The 13,167-nt window shown below is 62.3% G+C and carries 15 protein-coding genes; 7 read left to right on the top strand and 8 right to left on the bottom strand.

Going from position 1 to position 13,167, the window contains the following annotated elements; translation table 11 throughout:
* Positions 1–86 precede the first annotated feature (86 nt).
* Positions 87–1,142 (top strand): radical SAM protein, encoded by a 1,056-nt coding sequence (locus MJ639_RS13815; RefSeq protein WP_243373843.1) that lies wholly within the window; start codon positions 87–89, stop codon positions 1,140–1,142.
* On the opposite strand, the gene MJ639_RS13810 is transcribed toward MJ639_RS13815, so the two are convergent.
* Positions 1,139–1,582: an iron-sulfur cluster assembly scaffold protein gene (locus tag MJ639_RS13810; protein ID WP_243373841.1), complete on the bottom strand. Its 444-nt coding sequence runs from the start codon at positions 1,580–1,582 to the stop codon at positions 1,139–1,141. The genes MJ639_RS13815 and MJ639_RS13810 overlap by 4 nt on opposite strands.
* A 174-nt stretch (positions 1,583–1,756) precedes the next feature.
* On the opposite strand from MJ639_RS13810, the gene folE reads away from it, so the two are divergent.
* From folE to MJ639_RS13790, 4 genes are all read left to right on the top strand, one after another.
* On the top strand, positions 1,757–2,389 hold the full coding sequence (gene folE, locus MJ639_RS13805) for a GTP cyclohydrolase I FolE (RefSeq protein WP_243373839.1): 633 nt from the start codon (positions 1,757–1,759) through the stop codon (positions 2,387–2,389).
* Between the two features lie 30 nt (positions 2,390–2,419).
* Positions 2,420–2,836 (top strand): phosphoribosyl-AMP cyclohydrolase, encoded by a 417-nt coding sequence (hisI, locus tag MJ639_RS13800; protein WP_243373836.1) that lies wholly within the window; start codon positions 2,420–2,422, stop codon positions 2,834–2,836.
* Positions 2,837–3,172: 336 nt separating this feature from the next.
* On the top strand, positions 3,173–4,342 hold the full coding sequence (locus MJ639_RS13795; protein WP_243373831.1) for an MFS transporter: 1,170 nt from the start codon (positions 3,173–3,175) through the stop codon (positions 4,340–4,342).
* A gap of 190 nt (positions 4,343–4,532) precedes the next feature.
* Entirely contained in the window at positions 4,533–5,543 is a 1,011-nt protein-coding gene (locus MJ639_RS13790) for a patatin-like phospholipase family protein (RefSeq protein ID WP_243373830.1), read from the top strand.
* A gap of 180 nt (positions 5,544–5,723) precedes the next feature.
* Here the strand turns inward: MJ639_RS13790 and MJ639_RS13785 are convergent, their stop codons facing one another.
* Together MJ639_RS13785 and MJ639_RS13780 are read right to left on the bottom strand one after the other, a co-directional pair.
* Entirely contained in the window at positions 5,724–6,155 is a 432-nt protein-coding gene (locus MJ639_RS13785) for a CBS domain-containing protein (RefSeq protein ID WP_243373828.1), read from the bottom strand.
* 132 nt (positions 6,156–6,287) lie between these two features.
* Positions 6,288–7,097 (bottom strand): rhomboid family intramembrane serine protease, encoded by an 810-nt coding sequence (locus MJ639_RS13780; protein ID WP_243373826.1) that lies wholly within the window; start codon positions 7,095–7,097, stop codon positions 6,288–6,290.
* Positions 7,098–7,491: 394 nt separating this feature from the next.
* Here MJ639_RS13780 and MJ639_RS13775 point away from each other — a divergent pair, with 394 nt between their 5' ends.
* Complete coding sequence (locus MJ639_RS13775) at positions 7,492–8,076, top strand: transglutaminase-like cysteine peptidase (protein ID WP_243373824.1); 585 nt, start codon at positions 7,492–7,494, stop codon at positions 8,074–8,076.
* Positions 8,077–8,131: 55 nt separating this feature from the next.
* Here MJ639_RS13775 and MJ639_RS13770 read toward each other — a convergent pair whose 3' ends face one another.
* From MJ639_RS13770 to cysE, 3 genes are all read right to left on the bottom strand, one after another.
* Positions 8,132–8,662 (bottom strand): gamma carbonic anhydrase family protein, encoded by a 531-nt coding sequence (locus MJ639_RS13770; RefSeq protein ID WP_243373822.1) that lies wholly within the window; start codon positions 8,660–8,662, stop codon positions 8,132–8,134.
* Between the two features lie 60 nt (positions 8,663–8,722).
* Positions 8,723–8,935 (bottom strand): DUF3126 family protein, encoded by a 213-nt coding sequence (locus MJ639_RS13765; protein WP_027315475.1) that lies wholly within the window; start codon positions 8,933–8,935, stop codon positions 8,723–8,725.
* An 83-nt stretch (positions 8,936–9,018) separates the two neighbouring features.
* The gene (cysE, locus tag MJ639_RS13760; protein ID WP_243373821.1) at positions 9,019–9,855 is read right to left on the bottom strand and encodes a serine O-acetyltransferase; all 837 of its coding nucleotides are present in this window, start codon (positions 9,853–9,855) and stop codon (positions 9,019–9,021) included.
* Between the two features lie 76 nt (positions 9,856–9,931).
* Here cysE and MJ639_RS13755 point away from each other — a divergent pair, with 76 nt between their 5' ends.
* Entirely contained in the window at positions 9,932–10,732 is an 801-nt protein-coding gene (locus tag MJ639_RS13755; protein ID WP_243373820.1) for an enoyl-CoA hydratase, read from the top strand.
* 3 nt (positions 10,733–10,735) lie between these two features.
* Here MJ639_RS13755 and MJ639_RS13750 read toward each other — a convergent pair whose 3' ends face one another.
* A complete protein-coding gene (locus MJ639_RS13750; RefSeq protein ID WP_243373819.1) occupies positions 10,736–11,221 on the bottom strand; it encodes a class I SAM-dependent methyltransferase in 486 nt (161 codons plus the stop codon).
* 262 nt (positions 11,222–11,483) lie between these two features.
* On the bottom strand, positions 11,484–12,248 hold the full coding sequence (locus MJ639_RS13745; RefSeq protein WP_243373818.1) for an alpha/beta fold hydrolase: 765 nt from the start codon (positions 12,246–12,248) through the stop codon (positions 11,484–11,486).
* Positions 12,249–13,167 lie beyond the last annotated feature (919 nt).

The following is a 13,167-nucleotide window of genomic DNA, read 5'->3' as shown; positions in this document are numbered from 1 at the left end:
GTGGCGTAACGAAATACCTCCGATACGATACTGCGTATCATAACAAATCGCCCACTCATGCGGTGAGGCGATCGGGGGCACGAGCAATGACCGTTCATATCGGAAAATTCATCTGGGACATCACCTATTCCTGCCCCTTGAGATGCGGCCATTGCTATTCGGAATCCGGACGCCGGCCCGTGCGCACGCTGGATCGCGACAATGCCATGCGTATCGTCGATGTCATCCTTGCGGCCCAGGCGAAAAAGGTATCGATCAGCGGCGGCGAACCCTTGTCGGTCCGTTGGGCGCCCGAGGCCATGAAGCGGATGCACGATGCCGGCATCGCCGTCACGCTGTTCACGAGCGGCTGGTCGGTGACGGAGAGGATGGCCGCCTCCCTCACGGATGCGGTCACGAGCATCGCGGTCAGCATCGATGGCGCCGACGCTTCGATCCATGACACCATCCGCGCCCGTGCGGGCGCCTTCGAGCGCGGAATGAAGGCGCTGGATATCCTTCATCGGGTGAAGGAGGAGCGTAAGGCCGCCGGACAGAGCTGCTTCACCCTCGGGATCGACTACACCCTGACCCGCTCGGGCGCCAGGGAAGAAGATTTGGAGCGTTTCGTGAAGGCGGCGAGCGAGCGCTTCCCGAAGCTCGACTTCATTCGCTTCGGCGCAGTCATCCCATCGGGAATGGCTGCCGAGCGGGAGTTCGAGGCCAATGAGCTTCTCTCGATTCAGGAACTGGTGGATCTCATCGAAGTCGGTCAGCGCTTCAATGCCCGTGAAGGCAACACCATCGACATTTCCGTAACCGATGTCCGCTATTTCCTGCCGCAGCCCGGTGTGAGCGTGGTCGATCTCGACATCCTTCAGATCGAGCCCGACGGGGCGCTGCGCGCCTTCCCGATCTACGAGGCGAAGGTCGGAAACGTGCTGCAGAACTCGCTTGATGTTCTCTGGCCAAAAGTGCGTGAATGGCGCGCCGATCCGTTCGTCATCGAGCAGATGGAATCCGTCCACACCATGGCCGATTGGGCTAGCACGACTCGCATTCTGGATCGGCGCTACGGCTCCACCGACGATCAGGAGCGCATCGCACGACGCGGTCAGCCTGCGCTGGAATTTGAAGCGGAGCTCGAGACGGAACTGGTTTAGACCGGTCCCGAGCGGCTCGCCTCGATCTGATCCAGGGCAGCGACCACCGCGTCGAATGTCAGCAGGATCGAGGCGTGGCGGGCCTTGTAGTCCCGCAGCGGCTCAAGAACCCTCAAGTCCTCCCACTTGCCCTGAGGCGGCTTACCGTTTTCCTTCAGCACGCGGGCTGCCGCCACCCTCACCTCGCGAAGCTCCTCGACCGTCGAGCCGATCACATACTGGCCCATGATGGCGGAGGAAGCCTGGCCGAGGGCGCAGGCCTTCACATCGTGGGCGAAGGCGGTGACGACATTGCCTTCGACCTTCAGATCGACTGTCACCATGGAGCCGCAGAGCTTCGAGCGCGCAGTCGCGGACGCATCCGGCTCGGGCAGCCGTCCGAGGTGGGGGATGTTCGCTGCAAGCTCGAGGATGCGGCGGCTATAGATATCGTTCAGCATTCCGGTCTATGAATGTTACGCATGGGAACGTTCTCCACGTTCTGACCATCCTATATAGAGATCATAACCGAACTCCGCGACAGGGCTGCGTGTTGCCCCAAAACGGAAGACGGAAATGGAAACGCCGGAGGCACCCCGCTTCCGCATAGTACTCGTTGAGAAAAGAGGCTCCACATGAACGATGTGGTTAAGTCCTTGTCCCCGCGTCTGATTCCAGCCGCCGACAAGCCTAATGACCGCCCCTCCCGGGAGGAAGCCGAAGCGGCTGTGCGTACCCTGATCCGTTGGGCGGGCGACGATCCGCAGCGCGAGGGCCTGCTGGAGACTCCCAAGCGCGTCGCCAAGGCGTTCAAGGAATTCTATTCAGGCTATCAGGACGATCCCAAGGACGTCCTGAATAAAATCTTCGCCGAAGTCGAAGGCTATAACGACATCGTGCTCGTGCGCGACATCCCCTTCTACTCCCATTGCGAGCACCACATGGTGCCGTTCTACGGCATGGCCCATATCGCCTATTACCCGACGAAGGGCGTGGTGGGCCTCTCCAAGCTCGCCCGTCTCGTGGAAGTCTATGCCCGCCGTCTCCAGACCCAGGAGACTATGACGGCGCAGATCGCCACCGCCATCGAGCAATTCCTCGAGCCGCGCGGCGTGGCCGTGATGATCGAGGCCGAGCACATGTGCATGTCCATGCGCGGCGTGCAGAAGGCCGGGGCAATGACGATCACCACCCAGTTCACGGGCGCCTTCAACGACGCCGCCGAGCAGGTGCGCTTCCTCACGCTCGTGAGACACGGTAAGGCTTGAGGCGAATCCTCTTGAGCCATTGAGCCTCTCATGTGCGCGTCCTGCCCCAGCATCTTTCCCGCCCCCGGCTCCAAGGCCGATCTTGAAGAAGGGTCGGCCCTCACTCCGCGCTTCGGCGCTGACGGGCTCGTCACCTGCGTGACGACGGATGCGGCGACGGGCGACTTGCTGATGGTCGCACACATGAACGCCGAGGCCCTCGCCAAGACTATCGAGACGGGTGAGGCCTGGTACTGGTCCCGCTCGCGCGGCGAGCTCTGGCATAAGGGCGCGACCAGCGGCCAGATCCAGACCATCGTCGAGATGCGGGTGGATTGCGACCAGGATGCGCTCTGGCTCAAGGTGAATGTCGCCGGCGACGGCGGCTGCTGCCATACGGGCCGCCGCTCGTGCTTCTATCGCAAGGTTGAAACGACAGACGGAAAGCCCGGCCTCGTTCAGGCGTGAAACTCCATGTCATGGCCGGGACAAGGCCGGTGATGACGAAGAGGGTGTCATCCCGGACGAAGCCCAGCGAAGATCCGGGATCGCGTGATGAGAATGGCGCTTGTCACCTCTCCCGAGGGAGAGGTCGGACCGTCAGGTCCGGGTGAGGGGTTACAGCCCTCTCCGGAAAGGTCTCACCCCCTCACCCTCGCTGCGCTCGACCTCTCCCCACCGGGGAGAGGTGATCAGAGCCTTGCTGGTTCAGCCTCTCACCTTGTTGCACCTCCGCGCAAATGAGGGGCTTCCTCATGCCGATGATGGGTTTCCATTCAGAATCGCTTCGCTAAAAGCGGCGGCATGACGAGACGTGATCTTCTTCCGGCGCGGGCGGCCGTCTGCGCCATCTTCTTCGGCAACGGCTTTGCCATCGGCATCTGGGCGGCGCAGCTGCCTCGCTTCAAGGCGGCGCTCAAACTATCGGACGGCGAGCTCAGCCTGGGCCTGCTCGCTTTTTCCATCGGTGCGGTGCTGCTCATGCCGATCGTCGGCTGGGCGATCACGCATGTGGGCAGCAGGATAGCCACTCTCGCCTCCGCTTTCGCATTCACGATCACGCTTTTCCTGATAGGACTTGCGCCCTCCCTTCCCCTTTTCGTTGCCGCCTCGTTTCTGGCCGGCGCCTGCAACGGCACCATGGACATCTCCATGAACACCAACGCCACCGTGGTGGAGAAGGCCTGGGGCGCAGCGATCATGTCATCCTTCCACGCCTTCTTCAGCCTTGGCGGTCTTGTGGGAGCGGCCGTCTCGGGCCTGTTGATCGCCCTCAACCTGTCGATCGTCTCGACCCTGCTCGTCGCCTGCGCCCTCATGGGCTTGCTGTTTCTCGTCGCCGCTTTCGGCATGATGAGCGAGGCTGAGCGGACGGGCGGCGAAGGTCATGGCTTTGCCCTGCCGCGCGGTTCCGTCGTTCTCGTCGCGGTGCTCGCCATGTTCTGCTTCATCGTGGAGGGCGCGATGGTGGATTGGACGGCGATCTATCTGGAGACTGTCACGAAGATCGAGCCCGAGCGGGCCTTCGTCGGTTTTGCCGCCTTTTCGCTCACCATGACCTTCTGCCGTTTCCTGGGCGACGCCGTCGTCCGCCGCCTGGGTCGCGGACGCACCATGCAGCTTGGCGGCCTGCTGGCAGCGGCAGGGCTCTCATTGGCAACCCTCCTGCCGTATCCGGTCACGGCAACCCTTGGCTTTGCCCTCATCGGGCTTGGCCTCGCCAATCTCGTGCCGGTGCTGTTCAGCACGGCGGCGCAGATTCCCGGCGTCGCCCCGAGCGCCGGTGTCGCGATGGTGGCGACGCTCGGCTATGGCGGCTACCTCATGGGGCCGCCGCTGATCGGGTTCGGCGGCGATATCGTCGGGCTTCGCGCCATGCTGGCCCTGCTGATCCTGTTCGCGCTCATCATCAGCATTTTGTCGCAACGGGCCCTGCGCACCTCAAAGGTTCAGTTTTCCGAAACGCGACTCTGAGCATCGGACCCAAAAGTGGAATGCACTTTTGGGATCAATCCGATGCTCGATTTATAAGCTAGCGCATCATTGTAGCGGAAAACCGGGTCCACTTTTCCGCCTGATGCGCTAGGTGAAACTTAAGGGCTCCATTCATGCGGCTTTCACAAGCTTGGCGCATGAATGGCATGAACGGCCTTGGAGTTGAGCGATGTTGTGGGACGGAATTGCCCGGCGCAATGCCGGAGCTGGGGGCGGAGGAGCCGTGGAAGAGATCAAGCCGCCTGTCGAGCGGGACGCTCGTCCGAAGGTGAAGATCGGCCTTGCCCTCGGCGGCGGCGCGGCGCGCGGCTGGTCCCATATCGGCGTGCTCCGCGTTCTCGAAGAGGCGGGCATCGTTCCCGATGTGATCGCAGGCTGCTCCATCGGCGCGGTTGTGGGCGGCTGCTATGCGGCAGGCAAGCTCGACGAGCTCGAAGCCTTCGCTCTCTCGCTCACCAAGCGGCGCGTCATGGGCCTGCTCGATTTTCATTTCAGCGGCGCTGGCCTGATCGCGGGTGGACGCCTGCAGAAGCTTCTCGACCAGGACCTCACCGATCAACGGGTCGAGACGCTGCCCATCAAGTTCTGCACCATCGCTACCGAACTCGTGAGCGGCCACGAAATCTGGCTGACGCGCGGACCGCTCGTGAAGGCCATGCGCGCATCCTATGCCCTGCCCGGCGTGTTCGACCCCGTTCTCATCAAGGGCCGCTGGCTCATGGACGGCGCGCTGGTGAACCCGATCCCGATCACTGCCGCCCGCGCTCTCGGCGCGGACCTCGTGATCTGCGTGAATCTCAACGGCGAAGTGCGCGTGCGCGGCACCGTGATCCAGTCCTACGACGCGGAGCAGAGCGACCAGCAGGAGATCGAGGAAGTCATCGAGGAAGCGCCGCGCAAATGGAGCCTGTTTTCCGCATCGCGCGCCGACAAGCAGCGCAAGCCCAACGCGCCCGGCATGGCGACCGTCATGGTCGATGCCTTCAACATCACGCAGGATCGCATTGCCCGCTCACGTCTTGCCGGCGATCCGCCCGACGTGATGGTCGCGCCCAAGCTCGCGAAGATGGGGCTGTTCGAGTTCCACCGCGCGCAGGAATGCATCGCGCTCGGGCGGCAGGCCACGGAGCGCGCCCTGCCGGATATCCGGGAACTGCTGCAGGAAACGCAGGAAGCCTGATCAGGCCCCACGTGTCATCCCCGCGCAGGCGGGGATCCATCTCCGCTAACAGTGCAGAATAAAGCAGATGGGTTCCGCCGCGCTTTATTCTCTTTCCGTCATGGTTATGGATTCCCGCCTGCGCGGGAATGACAGTGTTGAGGTGCAGGCACCTCATCCCGCACGCACTATCGATGCCGCTCACGCCGTCGCGATATATTCCTTGATCGCCTGGGTCTCGGCCTCGACCTCCTCAACGCGCTGCTTCACCACGTCGCCGATGGAGATGATGCCGACGAGCTGTCCGCCATCGACGACAGGCACGTGACGGAACTTGCGCTGTGTCATCAGCTCCATCAGCTCATTGATGGAATGCCGGCCCGTGCAAGTGACAACCTCCATGGTCATGAAGCGGGAGACGGGCTCATCGAGCGCGCGCGCGCCGCTGGCGGCAATAGCCTTCACAATATCCCGCTCGGAGAGGATGCCTGCCACCGGCTGACGGCCGTCCACCACCACAACGGCACCGATCCTGCGCTCTGACAGAAGCCGGGCCGCTTCACTCAAGGAATGGCTCGCATCGATGGAGACGACGCTGCGTCCCTTCATGGAAAGGATCTGATCGACGTTCATGCTTTTCCTCCCGCTGTGCGGCGCAAAGGCCCGCAGCCTTCGCAACCGCCCGGTTTTCACTCGGGCTCTCCCATGAACGCGGGAATAACCCTACGTCAGTATGAAAGATGATTGAGCGAAACCACGGCACTTTCAAGCCGAGATGCGCCGTCCTCTTGCGGGAATGGGATCGAGCCAGGGAAAAGCGACGAGCCCGATGAGGAAGCCGCCCACATGCGCCTCCCACGCGATATTGCCCTCCATGCCGACCGGCTGGACGAATGCGAAGAAATAGTTGGTGGCGAACCAGATGCCGAGGAAGAGCAGGAACGGCCTGTTGCGGATAAGGTCGGCCAGGGCCTGCCTGGGCCGCTCATGAGGCTGCGCCATCCGTCCCTCCCAATGCCAGCTCGCAGGCGCGAAGATGAACCAGGAGGCCGCTGCCATGAGGCCCGAGACCGCGCCCGAAGCACCGATCATGGGCAGGATCTGCATGGGGTTCATCGCCGCGTAGAGCACTGCGCCGCCGATGGCGGCGAGGGCCGAGAGGAGGAAGAAGCGCTGCGGCCCGCAGCGCCGGACCACCGGGGTTCCGAAAGCCGCCAGCCAGACGCTGTTCAACAGCAGATGCGTCCAGGATCCGTGCAGGAAGGCATAACTCAGCGCGGTCCATGGGCGCCCCTCGCTCAGAAGCTCGCGGGCGAATGCGCCGATGGCGTCCTGCGCCTCTTCCGGTACGCTCTGATGCAGGAGAGCGATGACGTCCTGGCTCTCCACGCCGCCATAGGTCACGGCCCATCGCGCCGGAATCACGGCCCAGTCGATGATGACCTGGAGATCCGCATCCTCCGAGAGGAAGAGCATTCGGAAGGCGTGAATCGCCACCAGGACGAGTATGCTGAGGGTCACGACCGACGGCAGATTGAAAATCGGCTCACGGGGGCCGGATTGACGCAGGGGCATGGACAACTTTTTCATAGGCTGTCAGCATGAGTGAATCAGGGCTGACGCCGGGCGGCGATGATGTCGACTTAGCCTTCTATGTGGTCGCCTGTGCAAGCAAAACCAGATGCTTAGCACGACATGCAAATGCCGTTGAGGAATGCTTTCCTCGACAAGCTTAGCGGTTCAGAATTTTTATTAACCATAATGGAACCGGTTCGACCCGCGACGCGTTAACTCACCTTTTACTTTCCGCTTGAGCCGCAAATGTAACCATGTCAGTTTGGTTAAAAGAACATTAACCGGCTGGTGGGGCATGCGGCAGGATTCTTTCAAAAACGGCTTTTTCAAAGGTTCAAACGGAAAGTTTTCAGTTTCCGTCAATTTTATCAAAGCAGCTTTTATTTCGACCTTGATGGTATTCGCCGGCAGCGCGGTTCAGGCTCAGACCCTGGCGTCCCTGCCCGTGACCAGCAATCCGATCGCCAGCATGGGTGCAGCCAAGCCTCTCGTGGCCTGGTCGAAGTTCTGCGACAGCAACCCCGCCGAGTGCTCCGTCGACGTGACCGAGCCGGAGATCGTCGAGCTGACCCCGCAGGTCTGGAAGACCATCACCTCCGTCAATCAGCGCGTGAATACCTCGATCAAGGCCGTTACGGACCAGGATCACTGGGGTGTTGTCGACATTTGGGGCTTCCCGGATGACGGCCGTGGCGATTGCGAGGACTTCCAGCTCCTCAAGCGCAAGATCCTTGCCGATAGCGGCCTTCCCCGCCGCGCCATGCGCATGACCGTCGTGATCGACGAGCTCGGCGAAGGCCATGCGGTTCTGGTGGTTCGTACCAATCGCGGAGATTACGTGCTCGACAACAAGCACAACTCGGTCCTTCCCTGGACCCGCACCGGCTACGTCTATATCAAGCGCGAGAGCCAGGATCACGTTGGCTGGGTTTCTCTGGGCGGCATCGCCACTTCGCCGACCACCACCGCGAACCGCTAAAACGAACTTGGCGGTTAGGCCGCCAGCTTCCCAAGGAATTCATGCATGAGGCGGGTCATTCGATCCGCCTCATTCCTTTTGCGAAGCGCTTCCAGTTCTCGACATAGCCCCGCGCCGAGCCGCGCAGCTTCTCGATCGCCACCTCGTCCAGCACGCGGATCGCCTTGGCCGGCGCACCCACGATCAGCGAATTGTCCGGAAATTCCTTGCCCTCGGTCACGAGCGCGCCCGCACCCACGAGGCAGTTTCGGCCGATGCGGGCGTGGTTGAGAACCGTCGCTCCCATGCCGATGAGCGAGTTCTCGCCGATGGTGCAGCCATGGAGGATGGCCTTGTGCCCGATGGTGCAGCCCGCCCCGATGGTGAGCGGCGCGCCCATATCCGTGTGAAGCACGGACCCTTCCTGGATGTTCGTGCCCTCGCCGATATCGATCAACTCGTTGTCGCCGCGCAGGACGGCGCCGAACCAGACGCCGACATCCTCGCCCAGCCGCACCTTGCCGATCACATGGGCATCGGGCGCGATCCAATAGCGCCCCTCTTCAGGCAGGATGGGCGCAACATCGTCGAGGCTGTAAATCGGCATCTTTTCAGGTCCGAAAATGAAAACGGCAGAACCGGGAGGTTCTGCCGCGAATGGTGCCGCTTAGTCCTCGAGGTCCGTGTCGAGGATCGCCATGGTGAAGTTGAAGGAGCGGTCTCCGTCCTCGTCGTCGACGAAGAGCACGCCAACGAATTCCTCACCGATGTAAACTTCCGCCGAGTCGGTCTTCTTGGGGCGACCGACAACTCGGATCGAGTGGTTCGCAAAGGTCTGGCGCAGGTAGCGCTCGACTTTCGCCATCTCCGTTTTATCCACTACAGGTCCTTTCTGACTCTTCCGGCCTCAGCCATTGCCATGCCCAGCCAACGCGGGCAAGCGGGGTCGGGTTCTTCTCCCCGTCAGATCCCTTCGGCCTCGGAAAGAACGTGGTTCATGGCCCGCGCCGGCTCATCGCACCCGGCGGTACCGACCACCTTGGCCGGAACGCCCGCTACGGTCGCGTTATGGGGCACAGGCTGCAGCACCACGGAGCCTGCCGCGATTCTCGCGCAATGGCCGACCTCGATATTGCCGAGGATCTTGGCGCCCGCCCCGATCAACACACCATGGCGAATCTTGGGATGGCGGTCGCCCCGCTCCTTGCCGGTGCCGCCCAGCGTCACGTCTTGAAGCATCGACACATTGTCCTCAATCACCGCGGTCGCGCCGACCACGAGGCCGGTGGCATGATCGAGGAAGATGCCGCGCCCGATCCGGGCGGCCGGGTGGATATCGGTCTGGAAGGTGTCCGAGGAGCGGCTCTGGAGGTAGAGCGCGAAATCCTCACGGCCCCGGTTCCAGAGCCAATGGGCCAAACGGTGCGTCTGGATGGCGTGGAAGCCTTTGAAGTAGAGCACAGGCTCGATGGCGCGGGTCACAACCGGATCGCGGTCGAGAACGGCGCTGATATCGGCGCGGAAAGCCTGACCGATGCTCTTGTCCTGCTCCACGGCCTCCAGGAACACCTGCTCGATGATGTCGGCCGGCAAGGCGGCGTGGCCGAGGCGCGAGGCGACCCGATGGATAACCGCCGCCTCGAGGCTCGGCTGATGGAGGATGGCACTGAGAACGAAACCGCCGAGCGCGGGCTCGGCCTGGACGACGGCCTCGGCCTCGCTGCGCAGACGATCCCAGATCGGATCGACTTTGCCGGCAAGAAAATCCGGATTGCCGGACTTCAAGCGGGGTTGCGTCATGATAATCTCCTGCCGGCTCGCGCCATCAACTGCATACATAAGAAGTCCCAGCCCCTTACCATAGACCCCCACACCCATGAATGCCTCTTTTGCGCCGACCAGCCCCAAGCTCACTGCAACCGTCGACGGCCCCGTCGCCACGCTTTCCATCGACAATCCGGCCAAGCGCAATGCCCTCGACCTGGAAATGTGGAGAGCCCTGCCCGGCATCATCGCGGCTCTGGACCAGGACGAGCGCGTGCGGGTGATCGTGCTGCGCGGCGCAGGATCGGAATCCTTCGCCTCCGGCGCCGACATCGCGGAATTCGAAACGGTGCGCGCCAATGCCGAAGGCGGACGCGCCTATGAGGCAATCAACGAGGCGGCGTTCTGGGCCGTCGCCCATTGCTCGAAGCCGGTGATCGCCATGATCCGCGGTTTCTGTCTCGGCGGCGGCTTCGGGCTGGCGCTTTCCTGCGACCTGCGCATCGCATCCGTGAATGCGAGCTTCGGCATTCCCGCCGCGCGGCTCGGTGTCGGCTATCCTCCGGGCGCGATGAAGCTGATCACTGCCGCCGTCGGTGCGCCCGCCGCCAAGGACCTGTTCTACACAGCCCGGCGCATCAATGCCGAGGAGGCGCAGCGCCTCGGCGTGGTGCAACGTGTCGTCACCGATGAGACGCTCGAAGAAACCGTGTTCGCCATTGCGCGGGACATTGCGCAAAACGCGCCTCTGACGATCCGCGCCGCGAAAGCCGCCATCGATGCGAGCATGGGCATCGCGCATCCCGACACCAATCCGGTGGCGCTTGCCGATCAATGCTTCGACAGCGCCGATGCGGTGGAGGGGCGAACAGCGTTTCTCGAAAAGCGGAAGCCCGTTTTTACGGGGCGCTGAATCTCAGCGCCGATAGACGAAATAGCGTCCCTCGGCGACGTTCGTTTGCGATGAGATGTCGGTGCAATTGGGAAGATCGAAGGCGCGGTCTGCCACCAGCAATCCGCCCCGCTGCAGCAGGTTTTCGAGAAGAGGCGAAAGACGTTTCGCCAATTGCCGGTTGGCCTCCTCGTCGCCTGTGCCGATATCGACATGAGCCAAGGCGACGGAGCCTGCGCCGAACCTTTCGGTGAACATCGGCAGGGTCTCGAACACATCGCCCATCATCAGGTATTTCTCGGGCGGAATGCAGTCGGGATGCGCCGCGAGCGCGCGTTCGAACGCGTAGATTTCGCGGTTGGGCAGACGCGAGCGCAGATGATCGTAGGTTCGCCCGTTGCCGAGGCCGACTTCCAGAACCAATCCATGGGCATCGATCTCGCGTGTTGCCCAATCGAGCAGGTCACGCTGCGCCGTCAGCCGCCGGATCACGCTGTCGAGCCTTGTCATCCGCCTCTCCCCTTTCAGGAACAAGTGGGGGAACGAAGCCTCAAATCAACAGAGCATTCCGCATCATCCACCCTTGCGCACGTCATTACCGACCTTGTGCGGGTGACTTTGCTTCAATCATACGCTGACCTCATCCTGAGGAGGTCGCATAAGCGACCGTCTCGAAGGAGGCTCCAGCGCTCTCTGGAACCTCCTTCGAGACGCAGCCCAAGGGCTGCTCCTCAGGATGAGGCTTGAGAGGGATGAAGGACGACCGGTTCGCTCACGGCCTGCGCGCAAGAAACTCCAGCACGCCCTGCTTATGCACCTTGTCGCCGACAGCGAGGTTGTGATCGCGACCCGGAATATCGAGAGCTGTTGCATTCGGCAGAAGCTTCACGAGCTCGGGGCCGGAGCCTGACACGTCATCGTTGGTGCCGACCGACACGAGCGTCGGCAGCGTGATGGATGCAACTTCGTCCCGCGTCAGCGCCTGACGGGAACCGCGAATGCAGGCAGCGAGCGCCTTCAGGTCGCTGCCGGTCTGTTCGGCAAAGGCGCGGAACATGCGCTGCATGGGATCGGTGAGATCGTCCAACGATCGCACCTCCATGGCGTCCGCGATGCCGAGCGGAAGGCCGACACCATCGATCAGGTGAATGCCGAGGCCGCCGAGCAGCGCCGAGCGCATGCGTTGCGGCGCGGCCAGAGCCATATGCGCGGTGATGCGCGCGCCCATGGAATAACCCATCACATCCGTGCGCTCGATGCCGAGATGATCGAGCAGGCGCACGGCATCCTCCGCCATGCGATAGGAATGATAGGCATCAGGATCGTAGAGCTTCTCGCTCTCACCATGCCCGCGATTGTCGAGGGCGATCACGCGATAGCCTTCGCGCGTGAGCGTCTTCACCCACAGCGTGTTGACCCAGTTCACCGCATGGTTCGACGCGAAGCCGTGAATGAGCAGGATCGGTTCGCCCTGCCCCTCGTGAGGAGGCACGTCGATGTAGGCGATGCTGACGCCGTTGGAATTGAAATAGCGCATGGGGATGATGGAGGCTGATGTCGGTTGCCGCGCAACCTAACACCGGCAGGCTCAAATACAATCGCCTTGGGGATGGTGGATGAAGTGGAACGCGTTGACAGCGTCCTCCCGGGGCTGCGCAGCAGAACCCGGGATCGCGCGACGAGAAGGGCGCTTGAACCTCCACTGTCATTCCCGCGCAGGCGGGAATCCATATCCGCTTACGCTGCAGAGTGAGGCGGACGGGAAACTCAGCGCCTTTCCTCCCACTGTCGAGGTTATGGATCCCCGCCTGCGCGGGGATGACAGCGTGAGCGTGGCAGGGAGGTTGCGTATGTTCCGCTTTTGTTCTTGACTTTGGTCCTAAGCTGGGCTATATGTGTTGGTGTCCTGGCTCACCGAGGGGCGCGCTCGCGAGGCGTCGCATGTGTCGGAGCCGGGAACGGTCCCGGTTCGGTCTCGCAAGCCGGGCCGGGAGGCCCATCGTTGCAAGACACGATGTCCGCCTAAAAGAACCGTGCGCGAGGGGCCGTCAGGTTCTTCTCACAATCACAAGCGAACCGGACCGCCTCTCGCGCCTCCCTCAAACCATACCCTCGGAGCCACACGCTCGCGGGGACATTCCCCCATGTCTTTGCCCGCTCGCTCTTTGACATCTCACAAGCCGTGCAAATTCCTGGACAGCAACCATCGCTCGACCACCCTCCGCCCTCATCCTGAGGAGCAGCCGTGAGGCTGCGTCTCGAAGGAGGCTTCAGAGCGCACCGAAACATCCTTCGAGACGGCGCTCACGCGCCTCCTCCAGATGAGGGTGGAGGTTCCAAGGACAGGTATTCCCGAAACCAAGCGCAAAGAATACAGCCCCGCGCAGGGATGAATTTTTGCTCTAGGCGCATCACGCCTCAGTCATTATGGTGCGCGCAAATTTCACGGCTTTAAG

Source organism: Microvirga solisilvae (assembly GCF_022808595.1).
Classification (GTDB): domain Bacteria; phylum Pseudomonadota; class Alphaproteobacteria; order Rhizobiales; family Beijerinckiaceae; genus Microvirga; species Microvirga solisilvae.
This window is presented reverse-complemented; position numbering and strand designations above follow the sequence as displayed.